The sequence below is a fragment of the Leifsonia poae genome, from assembly GCF_050632865.1.
Lineage (GTDB): Bacteria > Actinomycetota > Actinomycetes > Actinomycetales > Microbacteriaceae > Leifsonia > Leifsonia poae_B.
In genome coordinates, this window is sequence record NZ_JBODSA010000004.1 from 282,842 (window position 1) to 303,857 (window position 21,016).

The following is a 21,016-nucleotide window of genomic DNA, read 5'->3' on the forward strand; positions in this document are numbered from 1 at the left end:
GTCTACTCCCTGCCGGTCAGCTGCCAGGCGTCCTCGTCCGAGTCGCCGTCGACCTCAGGATAACCCGCCGTCATGTCCCCGACCGGGTCGGCTCCGTACCGATCGTCGTCATAGTCGCCCTGCGGCGCGGCCGCGGCAGCCGGCGCTGCCGGCGCAGCGGACGCAGTGGAAGCGGCAGCCGGCGACGGCTCCTCGCCGCGCAGGCGCGCCAGCACCTGCGGCAGCTGCTCGGCGGTGACCAGCACGTCGCGGGCCTTCGAGCCCTCCGACGGGCCGACGATCTCGCGCGACTCCAGCAGGTCCATCAGGCGACCGGCCTTGGCGAAGCCGACGCGGAGCTTGCGCTGCAGCATCGACGTCGAGCCGAACTGCGACGACACCACGAGCTCGGCGGCCGCGAGCAGCAGCTCGAGGTCGTCGCCGATGTCGGAGTCGATCTGCTTCTTCTCGGCGCCGGCCGTGACGTCCTGCCGGTACTCCGGCCGCGCCTGGCGAGTGACGTGGTCGACGACCTTCTGGATCTCGTCCTCGTTGACCCAGGCTCCCTGCACGCGCAGCGCCTTGGACGCACCCATGGGCAGGAACAGCCCGTCACCCTGGCCGATGAGCTTGTCGGCGCCCGGCTGGTCGAGAATGACCCGGGAGTCGGTGACGCTGGTCACGGCGAACGCGAGCCGCGACGGCACGTTCGCCTTGATCAGACCCGTGACGACGTCGACGGACGGACGCTGCGTCGCGAGCACCAGGTGGATGCCGGACGCGCGCGCCAGCTGCGTGATGCGGACGATCGAGTCCTCCACGTCGCGCGGCGCGACCATCATCAGGTCGGCGAGCTCGTCGACGACGACCAGGAGATAGGGATACGGCTTGAGCTTCCGCTCGCTCCCCTCCGGCAGCACGATCTCGTTATTGACGACCGCGCGGTTGAAGTCGTCGATGTGACGGAAGCCGAAGCTCGCCAGATCGTCGTACCGCATGTCCATCTCCTTCACGACCCACTGCAAGGCCTCCGCGGCCTTCTTGGGGTTCGTGATGATGGGCGTGATGAGGTGCGGGACGCCGCCGTAGATCGTGAGCTCGACGCGCTTCGGGTCGATGAGCACCATGCGCACCTCGGACGGCTTCGCACGCATCAGCAGCGAGGTGATCATCGAGTTGACGAAGCTCGACTTGCCCGAGCCTGTCGATCCGGCGACCAGGAGGTGCGGCATCTTCGCCAGGTTCGCGACGACGAAGCCGCCACCCACGTCTTTGCCGACGCCGATGGTCATCGGGTGGGTGCTCTTGGCCGCAGCGGGCGAGCGCAGGATGTCGCCGAGCGACACGATCTCGCGGTCGGTGTTCGGGATCTCGACGCCGATCGCGCTCTTGCCCGGGATGGGCGACAGGATGCGCACCTCGTTGCTGGCGACCGCGTACGACAGGTTCTTGCTCAGCGCCGTGACCCGCTCGACCTTCACACCCGGGCCCAGCTCGATCTCGTACTGCGTGACGGTCGGGCCGCGCGAGTAGCCGGTGACCTTCGCGTCCACGCCGAACTGTGTCAGCACCTCGGTGATCGCCGCGACGATCTCGTCGTTCGCGCCCGACCGGGTCTTGGCGGGCGTGCCGGCCGACAGCATGGACGCCGACGGCAGGTGGTACGGCGCCGTGGGCTGCGGCAGCGCGGGCGGACCGGCCGCCTCCTCGTCGAAGTCCTCCGCACCGGCCTGGAAGCCGGGCAGCACGGCACCGGCGCCCGGCACCCCGCCACCGGACGTCGGCATCGGCGCGACGGCCGTCGGCGGCAGCTCGCCGGTGAAGCGCTTGAGGGCGTCCTCGGCCTGCGCCAGCTCGCCGATGACCTCGGTGTTGTAGTGGTCGCTCGACGGATCGGGCTCGAGCGGGGTGTCGAACTCGCCCTTGCCGCGCTGCTGAGCCCCGAAGACCTCGGTGAGCCCGTCGACGCCGGGGGCCTCGTAGTCCGGGTCCTCCTCGCGCTGCGACTTGTTGCGTCGCCACCAGGGCAGGTTGGCCTCGGCCTCCGGCTCGTCGTCGATACCGTCGAGCTCGACCTGCTTGGACGCCGCCTTGGCCTCCTTCGCCTCGGCGCGCTCGTCCTCGGTCGGCAGCTGGGCGCCGAAGAGGTAGGCGTACAGCTCGCGGATGCGGGCGGGCAGCTTGTTCGGCGGCGTCTTGGTGATGATGAACAGGCTCAGGATGAGCAGCAGGATGATCACGGCCCCGGCACCGTACGGGGTGATCACCAGCGAGAGCGGCGCCGCGACCAGCCAGCCGAGCACCCCGCCCGCCTGGGCGAGGGCGATCATGCCGTCGGACGGCGACGGGTGCGGGCTGAACAGATGGCACAGCCCGGAGACCATGAGCAGCAGGATGCTGAGGCCGATGCCGATGCGCGTGTTGTCGTGCACGGAGCTCGGATGCCGGAACAGCCAGGCTGCGAAGATCACCATGACCACGGGCAGCGCGAAGGCCACGCGGCCGAACAGGCCGCCGAACGTCCAGGCGTCGAGCGTGCGCGCGACCTGGTCGTTGATGAGGAACCACTCGACGACCGCACCGGCGATGGCGAGGAGCACCAGGAAGAAGGGGAAGCCGTCGCGGCGCTCCTCCTTCGACAGCTTCTCGGGACCGAGCGCGCGGAAGGCCGCGCCGGTGAGATGCGCCAGCCCCATCCAGGCTCGGATGAGCGGGCTGGGCCCCGCGTCGGCCGCCGGGTACGCGACCGTCTTCTGCTGCGCGGTCTTCGACGCCGGCTTGCGCGCGGTCGACCCGCCGCGGCCGGAGTTCCGGGCGCGGGAATTCGACTTGGTGCTCGTGGCCATGGGGACAACGGTACGTCGTGCCTCCGTCAACGCCGGGATACCGCGCCTGGATTGTGGAAAATCCGGCCGCTCAGCGGACTGCGAGCACCATCGTCTCGGAGCCGCCCTGGGACGCGACGGTGAGGTATCCCTCGCTCTGGTACAGCCGCTGGGCGAAGTTCCCGTGCGAGACGCTGAGGCTGACGCGTGCGTGCCCCCGCAGCGCTGCCATGCGAGCGAGCTCGCGAAGCAGCGCGCGACCGGCGCCCTGCGCTCGCCAGTACGGGTACACGCCGAGCGTCAGCTCCGGCACGCCGACGGCGACGAAGCCGTAGCCCGGCGCGTTCGCCGGGAACAGCCGCGCCCAGCAGGCGCCCACCGGGAGGCCGTGGGCGTCCTCCGCCACGCAGCCGAAGTCGCCCGGGCGCTGCCAGCCGGCGACGTACCGCGCAACGGCCCGATCCTCCAGCACGGCGACGCGGGGACGCGCCCGCCCCGGGTCCCAGTTGGCCGCCTCGACCAGCATGTCGGTGAGCACGCGCGCATCCTCGCCCGTGGCGGGACGGATGCGGAACGCGTTCATGGAGGAACGCTACCCGCCACCGTGTTTCGCGCAGGTTACGCCTTTGCGGGGCGAGCGGCCGTCACGCCTCGATGACGAGCGGCACGATCATCGGCCGGCGGCGGTAGCTGGTGTTGACCCAGCGGCCGACCGTCCGGCGGACCACCTGCGAGAGCGCGTGCGAGTCCCGGACGCCGTTGTGGGCCGCATCCGCCAACGCCGCAGCGATCTTCGGCTTGACATCGTCGAACACGGCGTCGTCCTCGGCGAAACCGCGCGCGTGCACCTCGGGGCCCGTGACGATTCGCCCGGAGGCCGCCTCGACCACGACGATGATCGAGATGAAGCCCTCTTCTCCGAGGATCCGCCGGTCTTTGAGGTCGGCGTCCGTGATCTCACCGACGCTCGAGCCGTCGACGTAGACGAAGCCGAGGTCGAGCTGGCCGACCACCCGGGCCACGCCGTCGCGGAGGTCGATGACCGAGCCGTCCTCGGCCAGAATCGTGTTCTCTTCCGGAACGCCGGTGTCCATCGCCAGTCGCGCGTTCGCGACGAGGTGACGGTACTCGCCGTGCACCGGCATGACGTTCTTCGGCTTGAGGATGTTGTAGCAGTACAGCAGCTCGCCCGCGGCGGCGTGACCGGAGACGTGCACTTTCGCGTTGCCCTTGTGGACCACGTTCGCACCGAGCTTCGTCAGCCCGTCGATGACGCGGTAGACCGCGTTCTCGTTGCCCGGGATGAGGCTGGAGGCGAGGATGACGGTGTCGCCGTGCCCGACCTCGATCTGGTGGTCGAGGTTGGCCATGCGCGCGAGCACGGCCATCGGCTCGCCCTGCGAACCGGTCGACATGTATACGATCTCGTCGTCGGGGAGGTCGGCCGCCTTCTTGTAGTCGATGAGCACGCCCTCGGGCACCTTCAGGTAGCCGAGCTCGGCGGCGATGGTCATGTTGCGGACCATGGAGCGGCCCAGCAGCGCGACACGGCGGCCATTGGCAGCGGCCGCATCCAGCACCTGCTGCACGCGGTGCACGTGGCTGGAGAAGCTGGCGACGATGACGCGGCGCGGCGCCCGTGCGATGACGGTGTCGAGCACCGGTCCGATCGAGCGCTCGAGCGGCGTGAACCCGGGCACATCGGCGTTGGTCGAGTCGGCGAGGAAGAGGTCGACGCCCTTCTCGCCCAGCCGCGCGAAGGCGCGCAGGTCGGTCAGCCGGTCGTCGAGTGGCAGCTGGTCCATCTTGAAGTCGCCGGTGTGAAGCACGACGCCGGCGGGCGTGGTGATCGCGACCGCGAGCGCATCCGGGATGGAGTGGTTGACCGCCACGAACTCCAGCGAGAACGGGCCCAGCTGCTCGACCTGCCCCTCCTTCACCGTCAGCGAGTACGGCTGGATGCGGTGCTCCTTGAGCTTCGCCTCCACCAGCGCGAGGGTGAGCCCCGACCCGATGAGCGGGATGTCGCGGCGCAGCTTCAGCAGGTAGGGGACGGCGCCGATGTGGTCCTCGTGGCCGTGGGTGAGCACGACGCCGACGACGTCGTCGAGGCGGTCCCGGACCGGACCGAAGTCGGGGAGGATGAGGTCGACGCCGGGCTGGTCCTGCTCGGGGAAGAGCACGCCGCAGTCGACGATGAGGATCTTGCCCTCGTATTCGAAGACCGTCATGTTGCGGCCGATCTCGCCGAGACCGCCGGTGGGGATGATCCGGAGCGTTCCGGGTTCGAGCGCGGGAGGCGCAGAGACGAGGTTGGGCATGGGCCCTCCTATTTCCGTATTCCTATGCGGGGCTTCTCGCGCCCGCGATGTGGTGTGGCCGCCTTCCCGGCGGCCGTCAGCGTGTGGTCCCGGCGATCTTCGGGAGCGCTCCGCCCGCGGCCGCGTTGCGGTCGGGGCGGAAGTTGGAGAAGTCGACGCCGGGGATGTCCTTGACCAGGTCGAGCTCGTCCTCGATCTGGGCGGCCTCCCACTCCTCGGGTCCGACGAGCGGCAGACGCACGCGCGGGCTTCCGATGCGGCCGAGGCCGTGCAGGATGTACTTGGTCGAGACGGTGCCCGGCACGTGGGTCATCACGGCGCGCACCAGCGGCTCGAGCTTCTTGTGCGCCGCCGTCGCCGTGGCGAGGTCGCCCGCGTTGACCGCGTCGACGATCTGGCGGTACGGCGTCGCCGCGATGTTGGCCGTGACGCCGATGAGGCCGCTGGCCCCGATGGCGAGGTGCGGCAGCACGTTGGCGTCGTCGCCCGAGAAGTACAGGAGGTCGGTCTGGTTGAGGACCCGGCTGACCTCGCTGAAGTCGCCCTTCGCATCCTTGATCGCCAGCACGTTGGGGTGCTTCGCGATGCGGATGATGGTCTCGTACTTGATCGGGACGCCGGTGCGGCCCGGGATGTCGTACAGGATGACGGGCAGATCCGTCGAGTCGGCGATCATCCGGAAGTGGGTCAGGATGCCCGCCTGGGTCGGCTTGTTGTAGTACGGGGTGACGACCATGACGCCGTCGGCGCCCGCCTTCTCGCTCTGCTGGTAGAGCTGGATGGCGTGCGCGGTCTCGTTCGAGCCGCCGCCGGTGATGATCTTGGCCCGGCCGGCGGCGACCGACTTGCCGACCTCGACCAATCGCAGCTTCTCCGGGTCGGTCAGCGTCGAGGTCTCGCCGGTGGTGCCGGTGACCACGATGCCGTCGGCCCCCGCCTGGATGACGTCGTCGATGTGCTTCTCGACCGCGGCCCAGTCCACTTCGCCGTCGGCGGTGAACGGTGTGACCAGGGCGACGAGCACCTGGCCGAACGGGTTCGCAGTGGTTGGCATGGCTCCTAGGCTATCGGGTCGTCGTCACGCGGGGTCACATTCTCTGCGCTGTGGAGAACTCGGGCGTAACGTCCCGACCTGTGAACGGATTCGCCGCCCTCGGCATCCTGCTCGGGCTCGTCGCCACGGCCACGGTCGGCGGGCTGGTCTGGCGCGCCACCACCGGCCGCTCCCGCGCGGCACGCGGTCACCAGGTGCTCGCGCCGTCCGACGTCGATGTCGCGGCGTTCGGCGACCGCGCCACCCTGCTCCAGTTCTCCACCGAGTTCTGCGCGCCGTGCCGCGCGACCGCGCGCGTGCTCGGCTCGATCGCGCAGGACGCGGACGGCATCCGGCACCTCGAGGTCGACCTGACCGACCGGCCGGACCTCGCCGACCGGTTCCGCATCCTGCAGACCCCCACCACCCTCGTGCTCGACGGCAACGGGGCCATCCGCGCCCGGATCGGCGGCGCGGCCCGCGCGGACGACGTCCGCACCACCCTCCACCGCATCCTCGGGAGCGACCATGTCACAGCCTGAACCGACCGCGTCCACCGCACGCGAGATCGACCCGCGCTCCCCGCGCTTCGGGGCCGGGATCACCGCCGTCCTGCTCCTGGTCGACCTCTTCCTGTCCCTTGTCGGCGCGACCGCCACGGCGGCCGTGCTGCTGCTGGTGATCGCCCTGCTGTTCGCCTGGGGGGCGTTCGCCGGGGTCCAGCGCCACCCTTATGGCGCGCTCTACCGTGCGGTGGTCCGACCGCGTCTCGCTCCTCCGGCGGAGCTGGAGGATCCCGCTCCCCCGACCTTCGCGCAGGGCGTCGGCCTGCTCGTCACCGGCGTCGGCCTCCTCCTTTTCGTCGTCGGGGTGCCCCTGGCGCTGCCGATCGCGGCCGCGCTCGCCTTCGTCGCGGCCTTCCTCAATTCGGTCTTCGGATACTGCCTCGGCTGCCAGCTGTACCTGCTGCTGGTGCGGGCACGCGTGATCCGCCGCCGCGCGACCGCCTGACGCCAGCGGCCCAGCCGGGAATCCGCCGTGCACCGGATGACGGCGTCGGACCCCGTCAGTAGTGTGGGTCGGGCCCGGCCGCGCACGGCGGCCGCGTCTCGTAGGAGGTCTCCATGGCAGTCACCAGCGCATCCACCACCGTCTGGAACGGCGATCTGAAGAGCGGTTCGGGAACCGTCACGCTCGACTCGTCGCACGCGGCGGAGCTGTCGGTGAACTGGAAGGCCCGCTCCGAGGGCGGCGCCGAGGTCACCACGCCGGAGGAGCTGCTGGGAGCCGCACACGCCGCCTGCTTCTCGATGGCCTTCTCGAACGCGCTCGCGCAGTTCGGCCACGCGCCGGAGACGATCCGCACCACGGCAGCCGTCACGTTCGACCCGGCGCAGGGCATCACGGGCAGCCACCTGACGGTCGTCGCGACCGTCCCGGGGCTGTCGCACGAGGACTTCCAGCGCCTCGCCGACGAGGCGAAGGCGGGCTGCCCGGTCTCGCGCGCGCTGGTCGGCATCCCGATCACGCTCGAGGCCTCGCTGGCCTGATCCCTCGTCCGCGACGAAGGGCGGAGGCGACATGAAGGTGCTGCTGGCCGGTGCGTCCGGTCTGATCGGCGGCGAACTGCGGTTGCAGCTCGCCGCGGCCGGGCACGACGTGCTCCGGCTCGTCCGGCGTGAGCCGTCATCGTCCGAGGAGGTCCGCTGGGATCCGGCGGAACGCTCGGCACCCGTCGAGGCGTTCGAATGGGCCGACGCGGTCGTCAACCTCTCGGGGGCGTCGCTGCAGCGGCTCCCGTGGACCAAGGCGACCAAGCGACGCATCCTCTCCTCCCGCTTGCAGGCGACGGGCACGCTGGCCGACGGGATGCGGCGTGCCGACGATCCGCCCGCCGCGTTCGTGAGCGGGTCGGCGGTCGGCTACTACGGCGACCGGCCGGGCCAGCACCTCACCGAGGCGGCGAGCAAGGGCAGCGGCTTCCTCTCGGACGTCACGGACGCGTGGGAGGCCGCAGCGCGCCTGGCGCCCGACTCGACGCGTCTCGTGCTCGCGCGCACGGGGGTGGTGATCGGCCGCGGCGGCGCGATGAAACCACTGCTGCCGCTCGCAAAGGCGGGGCTCGCCGGCCCGCTCGGCTCCGGACGCCAGCACTGGCCGTGGATCAGCCTTCACGATGAGGCGGCGGCGCTCGTCCATCTGCTGGGGTCGGGTCTCGAAGGGCCGGTCAACCTGGCCGGGCCGACTCCGGCGACCGAGAGGGAGGTCGTGAAGGCGCTGGCGCGCGCGGTGCGCCGGCCGTCGGTCGTACCGGTGCCGCGCTTCGCGATCGAACTGGCCCTGCAGGACGCGGGACGCGAACTGCTGCTGGCCGATCAGCTGGTGGTGCCGCAGAAGCTGCTCGACGACGGCTTCGTGTTCCGCGACCCGACCGTGGAGGACGCGATGGACCGGCTGGTGGAGTTGCGGGCCGCCTAGGCCGGCCGCTCCCCGCCTTCGCGTCCGCGCGCTCCAGCCGGATCGCCTGCCGCAGCGCCTCGCGCGCCCGGCGCCGGTCGCCGGAGGCGTCGTACGCGAGCCCGAGCCGGAACCACGCGCGCCAGCTCGACGGCGCCGCCTCCACCTCCGCCTTGTACGCGGGGAACTGGGCATCGGCGGCGTCCCGCAGCGGCCGCCCGCTGGCGCGAGTGGGAAGATCTTCGACCGGGAGGTTGCCCTCCGCCTCCAGCTGCCGCACCAGCCGCTCCGTGCGCGCGCCGAACAGCAGCTCACGTCCGATCGCCCACGCCGCGATCAGCGGCAGAACGAACAGGGCGACGCCCATCGCGATCCCGATCGGCTCGCCGGTCAGGAGGAGCAGCACGGCGCGCTGCGTGACGAGCACGAGGTAGACCAGCAGGAGCAGCGCCATCAGGATGGCGGCCAGACGATTCCTCATCAGTGGTGCTTTTCTCCCGCTCAGCGGGTCAGCTCGGTGCCGTCGTCGCCGGCGTCGCGCACCGTCCGGCGCGGCGGCTCGCCGCTCGGCTCCGCGATCCCGAGGTCGATCAGCTTGTCCAGGCCGACCGTCACGCCGGTCGCCGTCGCGGCCGCGCGCAGCGCGAGCAGGATGCCCGCCTCGTACGCCTCCGACCCGACGGTGTCGTGCTGGACGATCAGCTGCTCTCCCGGTCCGCCGAAGATGACCTGCTGCTGCGCGACGACCCCCGCATCCGGAGGCTGTGGATGGGGACGCTCGCCACCTGCTGCCCGCGGGCGCGCTGGTCCGAGTGCGGCGCCTCCACCGGTCCCTTCGCCGCGCGGGCGGCGCCGATCAGCTCGGCCGTGCGCACCGCCGTGCCGGACGGCGAGTCGACCTTGCCGGGGCCGTGGGCCTCGATGATCTCGATCGAGTCGAAGAAGCGCGCCGCGACCGTCGCGAAGGCCGTGCCGAGCGCGGAGCCGAGCGAGAAGTTGGGGATGACGACCGCGCCACGGCCCTCGTGCTGGGCGACGCGGCGCTCCAGGTCGAGGATGCGGTCCGCCGACCAGCCGGACGTGCCGACGAGGACGTTGAGCCCGTTGTCGACCGCGAAAGCGACGATCCCGGGGCTCACCTGCGGCAGCGTCATGTCGACCAGCACGTCGGCGCCGAGCATGTCCTCGAGCGGGGACCGCGAGTCGAGCTGGGCCACCAACTCCAGGTCGTCGGCCTGCTCGATGAGGCGCACGGCCACGCTTCCCAGTTTTCCGGTCGCTCCGGCGACGGCCACGCGAATGCTCACACCACCAGCCTACCTGCGCGCCTGTGGACAACCCCGCGGCCGGCCATGCCCGGCGCTACGCTGGGCCGATGGTGTCTTTCGCAGACGTCGCCGTCACCGACGCGACCGCCCACCGGATGCTCTCCGACTACTTCGCCGAGCGCGCCGAGACGTTCCCGAGCGCGCAGGGTGCGTACCGGACGGCCTTCCCGGACCCGGGCCAGTTCGTCGCGCCCAACGGGGTCTTCCTGCTCGCCTACGACGACGGCGTGGAGGTGGGCTGCGGCGGTGTCCGCGAGCTGCGCGTCGCGCTCAGCGACACCGAGGACGGCAGTCCGATCGTGCGGTACGAGATCAAGCACCTGTGGGTCACGCCGTCGCGCCGGGGCAACGGGTACGGCCGCGCGATCCTGGTGGAGTTGGAGCAGCGCGCCCGCGGCTTCGGCGCGACCGAGATCGTGCTCGACACGAACGCGAGCCTGGAAGCGGCGGGCGCGCTCTACCGCGCGCACGGCTACGAGAGCATCCAGCCGTACAACGACAACCCGAACGCGACCGACTGGTTCCGGAAGCGGGTCGAACCGCTCGGCTGAGGCCGCTCGCCTAGACCGGCTGCAGCTCCGGCAGGCCGGTCCGCAGCTCCACGGGCAGGTGCCCCAGGTCGTTGTGCACCACGAGCACCGGCGGCTTCGCCGAGCGAACGCGGATGATCGTGAGGCCGCAATTGGCCTGATTGAGCCCCAGCCAGCGCCAGTCCGGAGCGTCGAAGACGTGCCGCACGAACCATCCGATCACGAAGTTGTGCGTGATGAGCAGGTCGTGGCGGTCCCCCATCGCGGGCGTCAGGAACTCGTGGACCGCGTCGTCCATCTGGGCGCGCCCCGCCTCGATCTCGGCCTCGGTCACCGGTCCGAAGAACGACTCGAACGCCTTCGGCATGTCCGGCGTCGGCCCCGACGGGATGCAGTCGAACAGCAGACTCGACGGCTGCGGCTCCAGCGCCGGCATCCGCTCCGCCATGATCGCCGCCGTCTCGGTCGCCCGGTTCAGCGGCGAGTGGTACATCGACGTGAACGGGATGCCGCTCAGCCGCTCGGCGATCAGCTGCGCCTGGCGCTTGCCGCGCGGTGAGAGGGGGCCGTCCGGCATCCCGTGCTCGGCATCCTGCTGCTCGCCGTGGCGCACGAGGTAGATGTAGTGGGGCACGAGGGTGGACCTTTCGAGGAGAGCGGAGCGGGAGGGAGACGGATCAGGGAGCGAGACCGGCGAACGTGTCGTCGGTGACGCTCCCCACCGCCGCGACGGAGAGCGGCCGTCCCGCCAGATCGGCGGCGAGCTCCCGCACGTCGTCGACGGTGACGAGGTGCAGGCGGCGAAGGCTCTCATCCAGGTCGGCGAACTCGCCGAGGGTGATCTCGGCGCGGCCGAGGCGGGACATGCGCGTGTCGGAGTCCTCCAGCGCGAGGGCGGCGCCTCCGGAAAGCTGGCCGACGGCGCGGCGCAGCTCGTCGGCGGTCACGCCGTCGGAGCCGAGCCTGCGAAGTTCGTCGAGCATGAGCTCGGTGACCTGCCGCGCCTTCGCGGGCGCACAGCCGGCGTAGAGGCCGAAGACCCCGGCGTCCGAGTAGGAGCCGGAGAAGGAGTAGACGGCATAGGCGAGGCCGCGGCGCTCGCGGACCTCCTGGAACAGCCGGCTCGACATCCCGCCGCCGAGAATCGAGTTGAGCACGCTCATGGTGGTGCGGCGCGGGTCCGTCGCGACGATGCCGGGCATCCCGACGAAGACGTTCGCCTGCTCGGTCGGGCGCTGGACGGTGACGACGGCGCTGCCACGCGAGATCTCGGCTACTCCGCCGACGCGGCGGTCGACAGGGGTGGCGGCGAGGTCGAGGTCCCAGCCGGCGGAGAGGAGGGCGCGCTCGACGCCCGCGACCAGCAGGTCGTGGTCGACGGCGCCCGCGGCGGTGACGACGAGGTCCTGCGGCCGGTAGTTCGCCCGGTAGTGCTCCCAGACGCCGTCGCGGGTGGCGGCGTGGATGGTGTCGGGGCGACCGCCGATGGGCCGGCCGAGGGGATGCGAACCGAGCACGGCCTGGAACATCCGCTCGTTCGCGACGTCGCCCGGGTCGTCCTCCGCCATGGAGAGCTCTTCCAGGATGACGCCGCGCTCGTTCTCGAACTCGGCCGGGTCGAGCACCGAGGAGGTGAGCATGTCGCCGATCACCTCGACCGCCATCGCGAGGTCACGATCCTGCACCTTCGCGTAGTAGCAGGTGTACTCCTTGGCGGTCATCGCGTTGTGCTCGCCACCGACCGAGTCGAAGGAGACCGCGATGTCCAGGGCCGTTCGGGAGCGGGTGCCCTTGAACAGCAGGTGCTCGAGGAAGTGGGTGGAGCCGAGGGTGCCCGGATGCCCAGGCTCGCTCTCGTGCTCGTCGCGCGAGCCGACGGCGACCCAGTAGCCGAGGGTGGCGCTCCGGGCGCCCGGGACCTGCTCGCTCAGGACGCGCACGCCGCTCGGGAGGATCGTGCGACGGACCAGCGCCTCGCCCGACGCGGCGAACGTGAGGTCGGCCACACCGAGCGGAAGGTCGACTGCGCTGTTCATCCCCTCCACCCTACGCCAGGGGCCGTCGGAAGCCCCGCGGGTCAAAACGAGGACAAACAGACTCGTCTGTCTACTGCTATACTGCGAGAACCGATGGGAGGCGGCCCTCGCCTCCCCTCAAGCAAGGGAGTCGTGCCGGATGGTCGTTAGTGCCCGAGCGACCATCCGGCCGCCCGCCCCGTCCAAGGTCAAGATCCTCGCCACCGCCGACGAGCTCTTCTACCAGGAGGGCATCCACACCGTCGGCGTCGACCGCATCATCGCGGGCGCGCGCGTCACCAAGGCCACGTTCTACAAGCACTACCGGTCGAAGGACCTGCTGATCATCGCCTACGTCGAAGGTCGCGACCGCCAGGTGCGCGAGTGGTTCGCCGAGAAGGAGGCCGAGCTCTCCGACCCGCGCGACGTCGCCCGCGCCCTCGTCGACTCGATCAACGAGGAGGCGGTGCGTCCCGGCTTCCACGGCGACCCGTTCATCAACGCGGCGGCGCAGTTCTCCGACCCGAGCGACCCCGTCCGCGTGGCGGTGACCGCCCACCGCGACTGGTACGCCGACCACATCGAGGAGTTGTTCCGCCGCATCGGGCACCCGCGTCCGGGCGACGCCGCCGACGACCTCATCCTCGCGCGCGACGGCGCCCTGGCCGGAGGCTACGTCGGCGACCCGATCGCCGCGGGCGCCGCGCTGCACCGCGCGCTCGACCGCATCCTCGCCGAGGCGTAGCTCACCGCACCATCCATGGGACGCAACGCGCCGCTATGCGCCCCAGATAACGGCGCGTTGCGACCCATCGATGCGATCTAGTTGACCCGACACGCCGTTACGGCGTGCGGCGTAACGGCGTGTTGCGTCAAGTAGACGACGTCCCCGCCGGCCGCCGACCTGCGTGCCGCGTCACTTCCGTGCGACTGCGACGTCGGCCACGTCGCCTATGGGACGCAACACGCCGTTGTGCGTGCGGCATAACGGCGTGTTGCGACCCATGATGCGATCTGGTGGGCCCGACATGCCGTTATGGGGTGGGGCGTAACGGCGTGTTGGGACGAGTAGGTGGGGAGCGGCGGGCGCAGCCCGCGCTACTCGGAGACGCGGTCGAGGTCGAGCATCTGGGAGCGCGTCAGGCGGATGCCCGCCGCGGCCATCAGGGCGTCGACCTGGTCCGGGCGGCTGGCGCTCGCGACGGGCGCGACGATGGTCCGCTTGGCCAGCAGCCAGGCGAGCGCGATGCTCGCGGGGGCCACCTTGTGCTCCGCCGCGATGCGGTCGAGCACGGCGAGCACCCGCTGGCCGCGCCGGTTGACGTAGGCCGCCGCGCGCACGCTGCGCGCACCCGCCGTGAGGTCGCCCTTGCTGCGGTACTTGCCGGTGAGGAAGCCGTTCGCCAGCGCGTAGTACGGCATCACGCCGAGACCCTGGGCGGCCGCGACGATGCGCGGCGCGCTCTCGAACTCGGTCCGGTGCATGAGGTTGTACTGGTTCTGGATGGCCACGAACTTCGGCAGGCCGGCCGACGCCAGGATGCGCGCCTCGATCAGGCGGTCCGCAGTGAAGTTGGAGGCGGCGAGGTAGCGGACCTTGCCGCTCTCGATCAGCCACTCCGCCGTCGCCAGGCTGTCCTCCAGCGGCGTCTCCGGGTCGTCGTCGTGGAAGTACAGCAGGTCGATGTAGTCGGTCTTCAGCCGCTCCAGCGACGCCTCGACCGCGCGCACGATGCTCACCGAGCCGAGGCCGGGGTTCTCGTGGTGGCGGCCGACCTTGGTCCCGATGACCATGCGGTCGCGGTTGCCGCGCTCGCGCATCCAATTGCCGATGATCACTTCGCTGCGACCGCCGACGTAGCTGTCGGCGGTGTCGATGAAGTCGCCGCCCAGCTCCGCGAAGCGGTCCAGGATGGCGAACGACGTGTCGCCGTCGGCCGTCCACCCGAAGACGCTCGCGCCGAGCGACAGCGGGTACACCGCAAGGTCGCTCTCGCCGATGCGGCGGGGCGCGATGACGGCGAGCGGACCAGTGCTAGCGATGACAGGGTCGATGTCGACCACGCCGGTCGGCGGCTCGGCCGAGCCGGCGCGGGCCTGCTCGCGGGCGGAGGCGGTCTGCCGGAGGCGCAGGGGAAGCAGCTGTGGCATCTCTCCCCTCCCCTCGGCATAGCCGATAACGCTCGCGTCACTCGAATCGATTCGAGATCGTTCGATTCCCTAGTGAACACTTGCAGATTACGGCATGCCTCGGACAGTCAGAGGCCGAAACGGTGAACCGCCCAGGAATGCTTGGTCACATTTTCATCACGAACGGCGGAGCACCGCGCGGGCGTGCGCGAGCACCGGTCCGTCGACCATCCTGCCGTCGTGTCGGAACACCCCTCCGCCGGCCGCGGCGGCCGCTTCGAGCAGTGAACGCGCGGCCTCCACCTCCTCCTCGGAAGGCCGGTACGCGTCCCGGATCGTCGACACCTGCCCGGGATGGATGCACGCCGTCGCCGCGAATCCCACGGCCACCGCATCCTCCGCCTCCGCCGCCAGCCCGTCGAGGTCGCCGATGTCGAGGTGGACCGTGTCGATCGCGTACGCCCCGCCCGCCCCGGCCGCGAGCAGCACCGCTGAGCGGGCGGCGCGAGCCACGTCGCGGTACCGGCCGTCGGCGTGCCGGCTGGAGGTCCCACCGAGCGACGCGACCAGGTCCTCGGCGCCCCACATCAGGGCGAGCACCCCGGGCGCCCGGGCCAGCGACGGCGCCGCGAGCACCCCGGCAGCCGTCTCGCACAGCGCGATCACGTCGTAGCCGCCGACTCGCAAAAGGTCCCCCACACCCTCGGCCTTCGGCAGCATCACCGCCTGGTACGGCGTCGCGGCGAGCGCCGACACATCGGCGTCGTGGTCGTCCGTCCCGGCCGGGTTCACCCGCACGATCACGCGCTCCGGGTCGAGGTCGGATGCGACCAGCGCCTCCCGCGCCTCGGCCCGCCGCGTGGGATCGACCGCGTCCTCCAGGTCCAGGATGACCGCATCCGCCCGCTCCAGCGCCTTGGCGTACCGCTCGGGACGGTCCGCCGGGCAGAACAGCAGCGCCGGCCCCCAGGGGAACGGCCGCCCGGCTGCCGTCACAGGATGCCGTCCGGCGAGGTCGCGCCGGGCTCGAGGGCGTCGGCGTCGGCCGCTCCCCCGGCGTCCACGGTGCTGACGGGCGACGCATCCCGGCACCACACCATGACCTGGCGCGTCGCGGTCGCGACGACCACCCCATCCTGGTTGCGGCCGGTGTGCTCCAGCGTGACGATGCCCTGTCCGGGCCGCGACGCCGACAGCCGCTTGCTCAGCACGACCGTCTCCGAGTAGAGCGTGTCGCCGTGGTGCAGCGGATGCGGGAACGTCACCTCGCTGAAGCCCAGGTTCGCGACGATGGTCCCCTGCGTCAGCTGGGTCACCGATGCGCCGACGATCGTGGCGAGCGTGAACATGGAGTTGACCAGCCGCTCCCCGAACGGCTGCCGCGCCGACCACGCCGCATCGAGGTGCAGCGCCTGCGTGTTCATCGTCAGGGTCGTGAACAGGACGTTGTCGGCCTCCGTCACCGTGCGCCCGGGACGGTGCAGGTAGCGCGTGTCCGGCTCGAACTCCTCGTAGTAGAGCCCGCGCTGCTCGATCTCGCGCATCAGGCCGCCTCCTCCGTCAACTCGACCGCGAGCGGCGCGCCCGTCGCGGCGACCACCTCGTCCACGGTGACCCCGGGCGCGGTCTCCCGCAGCACCAGGCCGTCGGGCGTGACGTCGATCACGGCGAGGTCGGTGATGATGCGGTCGACGCATCCGGTGCCGGTGAGCGGGAGGGTGCACTCCTCGAGGATCTTCGGGCGGCCCTCCTTGTCCACGTGCTCCATCATGACGATGAGCCGTTTCGCGCCGAAGACCAGGTCCATCGCGCCGCCCATGCCCTTCACCATCTTTCCGGGGATCATCCAGTTGGCGAGGTCGCCGGCCGCGCTGACCTCCATCGCGCCGAGGACCGCGAGGTCGACGTGTCCGCCGCGCACCATCCCGAACGACAGCGACGAGTCGAAGAAGGCGGCGCCGCGGTTCACGGTCACCGTCTCCTTGCCCGCGTTGATCAGGTCGGGGTCGACGGCATCGTCGGTGGGATACGGTCCCACCCCGAGCACGCCGTTCTCCGAGTGCAGGATGACCTCGACGCCCTCCGGGATGTAGTTCGGGATGAGCGTGGGCATCCCGATCCCGAGGTTGACGTACTGGCCGTTCTCGAGTTCGCGCGCCACCCGGGCGGCGAGCTTCGTGCGGGTGAGGCTCATCGTGCGCTCCCTTCGGCGAGCGTGCGCCGCTCGATCCGCTTCTCGACGCCCGGTGCGTGCACGACGCGCTGGACGAAGATGCCCGGGCAGTGCACCTGGCCGGGGTCGAGCTCGCCGGGTTCGACCAGCTCCTCCACCTCGGCGATGGTGACCCGGCCGGCCATCGCGGCGAGCGGGTTGAAGTTCATGGCGGCGGCGTGGAAGACGAGGTTGCCGTGCCGGTCGCCCTTCGCCGCGTGCACGAGCGCGAAGTCGGGCCGGAGGGACCGCTCCAGCACGTACTCGGCGTCGTCGAACGTCCGCACCTCCTTCGGCTCGCTGGCCACGGCGAGCGAGCCGTCCGGGGCGTAGCGGCGGGGCAGGCCGCCGGTGGCGATCTGCGTGCCGACGCCCGCGGGCGTGAAGAAGGCGGGGATGCCGGCGCCGCCCGCACGCAGCTTCTCGGCGAGGGTGCCCTGCGGGGTCAGCTCCACCTCCAGCTCGCCGGAGAGGAACTGGCGCGCGAACTCCTTGTTCTCGCCGACGTACGAGCTGATCATCTTGGCGATGCGGTGCTCGGCGAGCAGCAGCCCCAGCCCCCAGTCGTCGACGCCGCAGTTGTTGCTCACCACCTCGAGGTCGGTCGTCCCGTCGTCGAGCAGCGCCTGGATGAGCGCGCTCGGGATGCCGCAGAGCCCGAACCCGCCGACGGCGAGCGTGGCGCCGTCGGGGATGTCGGCCACCGCCTCGGCGGCCGTCGCCACCGTCTTGTCGATCATCCGTCCTCCTCCTCGTCGAGTGTCTGGCCGCCGAGCACAGGAAAAACGCTGCGGATCCGCCGGATCGGCGACGTTTTTCCTGTGCTCGGCGGCTACGGGTCCAGGCTAGGCGTCGAAGCCCAGCGCGCGAGAGATGATCATGAGCTGCACCTCGCTGGTGCCCTCGCCGATCTCCAGGATCTTCGAGTCGCGGTAGTGGCGGGCGACCGGGTTCTCGTTGAGGAAGCCGTAGCCGCCGAAGATCTGCGTCGCGTCCCGCGCGTTGTCCATCGCGGCCTCGCTGCCGACGAGCTTCGCGATGGAGGCCTCCAGCTTGAACGGCTTGCCGGCCATCAGCTTCAAGCACGCGTCGTAGTAGGCGAGCCGCGCAGCGTGCACCCGGGCCTGCATCCGCGCGATCTTGAACGCGATGTACTGGTTGGAGCCGATCGGACGTCCGAACACGTTGCGCGACTTCGCGTACCGCAGCGCCTCCTCCAGGCAGCCCTGCGCGGCTCCCGTGCACAGCGCGGCGAACGCGACGCGACCCTCGTCGAGCGTCAGGAGGAAGTCCGCGTACCCGCGACCGCGTCGGCCCAGGAGGTTCGCCTCGGGCACGTGGACGTCGGTGAGCGTCAGCGGGTGGGTGTCCGAGGTGTGCCATCCGACCTTGTCGTAGACCGGCTCGGCGACGAAGCCGGGGGTGCCGGTCGGGACGATGATCGCCGACAGTTCCTTCTTGATCGACCCGTCGGGACGCCGGTCCTCGCCGGTCACGGCGGTGATCGTCACGAGCTTGGTGATGTCGGAGCCGGAGTTGGTGATGAACTGCTTGGTGCCGTTGATGATCCACTCGCCGTCGCGGAGCACCGCGGTGGTCTTGGTGCCGCCCGCGTCCGATCCCGCATCCGCCTCGGTCAGGCCGAACCCGGCGAGCGCTTCGCCGCGCGCGAGCATCGGCAGCCACTCCTGCTTCTGCTCCTCGGTGCCGTTGCGGTAGATCGGCATGGCGCCGAGGCCGATGCCCGCCTCCAGGGTGACGCCGATGGACTGGTCCACGCGTCCCAGCTGCTCGACGGCGAGACACAGCGACAGGTAGTCCTTGCCCTGTCCGCCGTACTCGACCGGGAAGGGGAGCCCGAACAGGCCCATCCGGCCCATCTCGGCGATGATGCCGTACGGGAGGCTGCGCTTGGTGTCGTACTCGTACGCGGCAGGAGCGACGACGGTGTCGGCGAAGTCGCGCACCTCGTCGCGCAGGCGGCGCTGCTCGTCGGTGAGCTCGAAGCCGGCGACCTCGGTGTCGGCGGGTCGGTCCATCTGCATGGTCATGGGGTTCCTGTCTTTGTCGGAAGGCTCTCGTGGGGCCTATCGCTGGGCGGCGGCCGGGGGTGCCGGCGCCGCGTCCGCCTCGAGAGGCGGCACATCGGTGGAGGTGGTGGGCTCGTCCGCGTCGACGCGCGCGACGAGCTGGTCGAGCCGGACGAGGTCGCCGGGCTGCACGTGCACGCTCACGGCGCCCGCGACCGGGGCGAGCAGGCGGTGCTCCATCTTCATCGCCTCGACGACGACGACCGTGTCGCCCGCGGCGACCTGTGCGCCGGACTCGACCGGGACGGCGACGACGGTGCCGGGCATCGGCGAGCGGAGTTCGGGATGCGCGGCCGCGTCCCCGCGGTCGAGCGCCGCGAGCCGGTCGGCCAGGCGTGCGGCGCGGTCGCGCAGGCGAAGCGGGCGGGCGCGGCCCTCGCGGGCGAGCCAGACGGTGTCGCCGTCGCGGGCGACGTCGAACCGCAGGGTGCGGCCGTCGAGGTCGAGCAGCGCGACGGCGGGCTCGCCGGGGCGCTCGGGGTCGCGGAGACGCAGGGACGCCGCGCGGGCGTCCCCTCCGTCGACGGCCACCCGAGCCTCCGACGCCTCGCCGGTCACCGTCACGGTCACACCGTCCACGTCGTAGCGCACCGGCCGCGCGCGGCCGAGCCGCCAGCCGGTCGGGGCCGCCCACAGCGTCCCGACCGCCGCCGGAGGCTCCGACCACCGTTCGAGGTGCGCGACCAGCGCCGCCGCGACCAGCTCGTCCTCCCCGGCCGGGGTCGGCGACAGCTCCGAGTAGCGCCGGTCGATCAGCGTGGTGTCCATCCGCCCGGCGACGACATCCTCGTCAGCGGCCAGCTCGGCGAGCCACGCGACGTTCGACACCGCCCCGAGGATGCTCGTGCGCCCCAGCGCCCCGCGCAGCCGCGCCAGCGCCTCCGACCGGTCCGAGCCCCAGGCGATCACCTTCGACAACATCGGGTCGTAGTCGGTGACGATCGGGATGCCCGCCGCGAGCCCGCTGTCGACCCGAACGCCCTCGCCGGTCGGCTCGCGCAGCGCCAGCACGCGACCGGCGGCGGGAAGGAAGCCGCGCTCGGGGTCCTCGGCGTACACGCGCGCCTCGACGGCGTGGCCGGTCAACGTCACGTCGTCCTGGGCGAAGACCAGCGGCTCCCCCGCCGCGATGCGCAGCTGCTGCTCCACGAGGTCCAGACCGGTCACCAGCTCGGTCACGGGATGCTCGACCTGCAGCCGCGTGTTCATCTCCATGAAGAAGAACTCGTCCGGCGCCTCCGCCGACACCAGGAACTCGACCGTCCCGGCCCCGACGTATCCCACCGAGGCGGCGACCCGGCAGGCGGCCTCGCCGATCCGCGCGCGGGTGGACGCGTCCAGCAGCGGAGACGGGGCCTCCTCGATCACCTTCTGGTGGCGGCGCTGCAGCGAGCACTCGCGCTCGCCGAGGTGCACGATCCCGCCGTGCCGGTCGGCGAGCACCTGCACCTCGATGTGGCGTGGGGACGACACCAGCCGCTCCAGGAACAGCGTGTCGTCGCCGAAGGCGGCGCCGCCGCCACGCGGCGGGCCGCACGCAGCGCCTCCGGCAGCTCGGCCGCCGACCGCACGGCCTGCATCCCCTTGCCGCCGCCGCCCGCGGAGGGCTTCACCAGCACCGGGTAGCCGATGCGCTCGGCCGCAGCGATCAGGTCGTCGTCGGAGAGGCCCGGCTCGGCGATACCGGGGATGGTCGGGACGTCGTGCTCGGCGACCGCCTGCTTGGCGGTGATCTTGTCGCCCATCACCTCGAGGGCGTGCACGCCCGGACCGACGAAGACGATGCCGGCGCGCTCGCACGCCTCGGCGAGCGCCGGGTTCTCGGACAGGAAGCCGTACCCGGGATGGACCGCCTCGGCGCCGGTGCGGCGCGCGGCCTCCACGATCGCGTCGACGTTGAGGTAGCTGTCGCGCGCCGGCGCCGGACCGAGGCGGACGGCGACGTCGGCGAGCGCGACGTGCGGAGCGTCCCGGTCGGCGTCGCTGTACACGGCGACGGAGCGGATGCCCAGCTTCTGGAGGGTCCGGATGACGCGGCAGGCGATCTCGCCGCGGTTGGCGACGAGCACGGTGCCGAAGGGGTTCGAGGTCATCGT

Annotated in this window: 18 protein-coding genes and 3 pseudogenes; 6 read left to right on the forward strand and 15 right to left on the reverse strand. The window is 71.3% G+C overall.

Features of this window, described 5'->3' with window-relative positions:
- Positions 1-2: 2 nt before the first annotated feature.
- From ACRAWB_RS19090 to dapA, 4 genes are all read right to left on the reverse strand, one after another.
- A complete protein-coding gene (locus ACRAWB_RS19090; RefSeq protein WP_431354783.1) occupies positions 3-2,825 on the reverse strand; it encodes a DNA translocase FtsK 4TM domain-containing protein in 2,823 nt (940 codons plus the stop codon).
- Between the two features lie 70 nt (positions 2,826-2,895).
- On the reverse strand, positions 2,896-3,387 hold the full coding sequence (locus ACRAWB_RS19095) for an N-acetyltransferase family protein (protein WP_431354784.1): 492 nt from the start codon (positions 3,385-3,387) through the stop codon (positions 2,896-2,898).
- Between the two features lie 61 nt (positions 3,388-3,448).
- Positions 3,449-5,125 carry a ribonuclease J gene (locus ACRAWB_RS19100; RefSeq protein ID WP_064109392.1) on the reverse strand — a complete coding sequence of 559 codons (1,677 nt, stop codon included), beginning with the start codon at positions 5,123-5,125 and terminating at the stop codon, positions 3,449-3,451.
- A gap of 76 nt (positions 5,126-5,201) precedes the next feature.
- Positions 5,202-6,179 (reverse strand): 4-hydroxy-tetrahydrodipicolinate synthase, encoded by a 978-nt coding sequence (dapA, locus tag ACRAWB_RS19105; protein ID WP_431354785.1) that lies wholly within the window; start codon positions 6,177-6,179, stop codon positions 5,202-5,204.
- Between the two features lie 80 nt (positions 6,180-6,259).
- Here dapA and ACRAWB_RS19110 point away from each other — a divergent pair, with 80 nt between their 5' ends.
- The 4 genes from ACRAWB_RS19110 to ACRAWB_RS19125 all read left to right on the forward strand — a co-directional run bounded on the left by ACRAWB_RS19110 (position 6,260) and on the right by ACRAWB_RS19125 (position 8,636).
- Positions 6,260-6,700, forward strand: a complete 441-nt coding sequence (locus tag ACRAWB_RS19110) for a TlpA family protein disulfide reductase (RefSeq protein ID WP_431354786.1) — start codon at positions 6,260-6,262, stop codon at positions 6,698-6,700.
- Positions 6,687-7,169 carry a DUF4395 domain-containing protein gene (locus tag ACRAWB_RS19115; protein ID WP_431354787.1) on the forward strand — a complete coding sequence of 161 codons (483 nt, stop codon included), beginning with the start codon at positions 6,687-6,689 and terminating at the stop codon, positions 7,167-7,169. The genes ACRAWB_RS19110 and ACRAWB_RS19115 overlap by 14 nt, the downstream gene beginning before the upstream one ends.
- A 113-nt stretch (positions 7,170-7,282) precedes the next feature.
- Positions 7,283-7,708: an OsmC family protein gene (locus ACRAWB_RS19120; RefSeq protein ID WP_431354788.1), complete on the forward strand. Its 426-nt coding sequence runs from the start codon at positions 7,283-7,285 to the stop codon at positions 7,706-7,708.
- Between the two features lie 31 nt (positions 7,709-7,739).
- Positions 7,740-8,636 carry a TIGR01777 family oxidoreductase gene (locus ACRAWB_RS19125; protein WP_431354789.1) on the forward strand — a complete coding sequence of 299 codons (897 nt, stop codon included), beginning with the start codon at positions 7,740-7,742 and terminating at the stop codon, positions 8,634-8,636.
- A gap of 13 nt (positions 8,637-8,649) precedes the next feature.
- Here the strand turns inward: ACRAWB_RS19125 and ACRAWB_RS19130 are convergent.
- Both ACRAWB_RS19130 and dapB read right to left on the reverse strand, forming a co-directional pair.
- Positions 8,650-9,096, reverse strand: a pseudogene (locus tag ACRAWB_RS19130) (tetratricopeptide repeat protein); the annotation flags it as partial.
- Between the two features lie 28 nt (positions 9,097-9,124).
- A pseudogene (dapB, locus tag ACRAWB_RS19135) lies at positions 9,125-9,922 on the reverse strand (4-hydroxy-tetrahydrodipicolinate reductase).
- 68 nt (positions 9,923-9,990) lie between these two features.
- Here dapB and ACRAWB_RS19140 point away from each other — a divergent pair.
- Positions 9,991-10,494 carry a GNAT family N-acetyltransferase gene (locus tag ACRAWB_RS19140; protein WP_431354790.1) on the forward strand — a complete coding sequence of 168 codons (504 nt, stop codon included), beginning with the start codon at positions 9,991-9,993 and terminating at the stop codon, positions 10,492-10,494.
- 10 nt (positions 10,495-10,504) lie between these two features.
- Here the strand turns inward: ACRAWB_RS19140 and ACRAWB_RS19145 are convergent, their stop codons facing one another.
- Together ACRAWB_RS19145 and ACRAWB_RS19150 are read right to left on the reverse strand one after the other, a co-directional pair.
- Positions 10,505-11,107: a histidine phosphatase family protein gene (locus tag ACRAWB_RS19145; protein ID WP_431354791.1), complete on the reverse strand. Its 603-nt coding sequence runs from the start codon at positions 11,105-11,107 to the stop codon at positions 10,505-10,507.
- 43 nt (positions 11,108-11,150) lie between these two features.
- A complete protein-coding gene (locus ACRAWB_RS19150) occupies positions 11,151-12,509 on the reverse strand; it encodes a M16 family metallopeptidase (RefSeq protein ID WP_431354792.1) in 1,359 nt (452 codons plus the stop codon).
- 139 nt (positions 12,510-12,648) lie between these two features.
- On the opposite strand from ACRAWB_RS19150, the gene ACRAWB_RS19155 reads away from it, so the two are divergent.
- Positions 12,649-13,233: a TetR/AcrR family transcriptional regulator gene (locus ACRAWB_RS19155; RefSeq protein ID WP_363804853.1), complete on the forward strand. Its 585-nt coding sequence runs from the start codon at positions 12,649-12,651 to the stop codon at positions 13,231-13,233.
- 353 nt (positions 13,234-13,586) lie between these two features.
- Here ACRAWB_RS19155 and ACRAWB_RS19160 read toward each other — a convergent pair whose 3' ends face one another.
- The 7 genes and pseudogenes from ACRAWB_RS19160 to ACRAWB_RS19190 form a co-directional block, all read right to left on the reverse strand.
- On the reverse strand, positions 13,587-14,639 hold the full coding sequence (locus ACRAWB_RS19160; RefSeq protein ID WP_431354793.1) for an aldo/keto reductase: 1,053 nt from the start codon (positions 14,637-14,639) through the stop codon (positions 13,587-13,589).
- Positions 14,640-14,795: 156 nt separating this feature from the next.
- Complete coding sequence (locus ACRAWB_RS19165; RefSeq protein ID WP_431354794.1) at positions 14,796-15,614, reverse strand: HpcH/HpaI aldolase/citrate lyase family protein; 819 nt, start codon at positions 15,612-15,614, stop codon at positions 14,796-14,798.
- Positions 15,611-16,162, reverse strand: coding sequence for a MaoC family dehydratase (locus ACRAWB_RS19170; protein ID WP_431354795.1), 552 nt, complete (start codon positions 16,160-16,162; stop codon positions 15,611-15,613). Before ACRAWB_RS19170 ends, ACRAWB_RS19165 begins: the two co-directional genes overlap by 4 nt.
- Positions 16,162-16,812 (reverse strand): CoA transferase subunit B, encoded by a 651-nt coding sequence (locus ACRAWB_RS19175; protein ID WP_431354796.1) that lies wholly within the window; start codon positions 16,810-16,812, stop codon positions 16,162-16,164. Before ACRAWB_RS19175 ends, ACRAWB_RS19170 begins: the two co-directional genes overlap by 1 nt.
- Complete coding sequence (locus tag ACRAWB_RS19180; protein ID WP_431354797.1) at positions 16,809-17,570, reverse strand: CoA transferase subunit A; 762 nt, start codon at positions 17,568-17,570, stop codon at positions 16,809-16,811. Before ACRAWB_RS19180 ends, ACRAWB_RS19175 begins: the two co-directional genes overlap by 4 nt.
- Positions 17,571-17,675: 105 nt before the next feature.
- The gene (locus ACRAWB_RS19185; protein WP_431354798.1) at positions 17,676-18,881 is read right to left on the reverse strand and encodes an acyl-CoA dehydrogenase family protein; all 1,206 of its coding nucleotides are present in this window, start codon (positions 18,879-18,881) and stop codon (positions 17,676-17,678) included.
- A gap of 36 nt (positions 18,882-18,917) precedes the next feature.
- Positions 18,918-21,013, reverse strand: a pseudogene (locus ACRAWB_RS19190) (biotin carboxylase N-terminal domain-containing protein).
- Positions 21,014-21,016: the final 3 nt, after the last annotated feature.

Excerpts from the sequence above, each read along its gene's own strand:
- dapA (WP_431354785.1), bottom strand. The coding sequence starts at position 6,179 with ATGCCAACCACTGCGAACCCGTTCGGCCAGGTGCTCGTCGCCCTGGTC.
- ACRAWB_RS19100 (WP_064109392.1), bottom strand. The coding sequence starts at position 5,125 with ATGCCCAACCTCGTCTCTGCGCCTCCCGCGCTCGAACCCGGAACGCTC.
- ACRAWB_RS19170 (WP_431354795.1), bottom strand. The coding sequence starts at position 16,162 with ATGCGCGAGATCGAGCAGCGCGGGCTCTACTACGAGGAGTTCGAGCCG.
- ACRAWB_RS19090 (WP_431354783.1), bottom strand. The coding sequence starts at position 2,825 with ATGGCCACGAGCACCAAGTCGAATTCCCGCGCCCGGAACTCCGGCCGC.
- ACRAWB_RS19120 (WP_431354788.1), top strand. The coding sequence starts at position 7,283 with ATGGCAGTCACCAGCGCATCCACCACCGTCTGGAACGGCGATCTGAAG.
- ACRAWB_RS19185 (WP_431354798.1), bottom strand. The coding sequence starts at position 18,881 with ATGACCATGCAGATGGACCGACCCGCCGACACCGAGGTCGCCGGCTTC.
- ACRAWB_RS19180 (WP_431354797.1), bottom strand. The coding sequence starts at position 17,570 with ATGATCGACAAGACGGTGGCGACGGCCGCCGAGGCGGTGGCCGACATC.
- ACRAWB_RS19160 (WP_431354793.1), bottom strand. The coding sequence starts at position 14,639 with ATGCCACAGCTGCTTCCCCTGCGCCTCCGGCAGACCGCCTCCGCCCGC.
- ACRAWB_RS19115 (WP_431354787.1), top strand. The coding sequence starts at position 6,687 with ATGTCACAGCCTGAACCGACCGCGTCCACCGCACGCGAGATCGACCCG.
- ACRAWB_RS19155 (WP_363804853.1), top strand. The coding sequence starts at position 12,649 with ATGGTCGTTAGTGCCCGAGCGACCATCCGGCCGCCCGCCCCGTCCAAG.
- ACRAWB_RS19150 (WP_431354792.1), bottom strand. The coding sequence starts at position 12,509 with ATGAACAGCGCAGTCGACCTTCCGCTCGGTGTGGCCGACCTCACGTTC.
- ACRAWB_RS19140 (WP_431354790.1), top strand. The coding sequence starts at position 9,991 with ATGGTGTCTTTCGCAGACGTCGCCGTCACCGACGCGACCGCCCACCGG.
- ACRAWB_RS19125 (WP_431354789.1), top strand. The coding sequence starts at position 7,740 with ATGAAGGTGCTGCTGGCCGGTGCGTCCGGTCTGATCGGCGGCGAACTG.
- ACRAWB_RS19095 (WP_431354784.1), bottom strand. The coding sequence starts at position 3,387 with ATGAACGCGTTCCGCATCCGTCCCGCCACGGGCGAGGATGCGCGCGTG.
- ACRAWB_RS19175 (WP_431354796.1), bottom strand. The coding sequence starts at position 16,812 with ATGAGCCTCACCCGCACGAAGCTCGCCGCCCGGGTGGCGCGCGAACTC.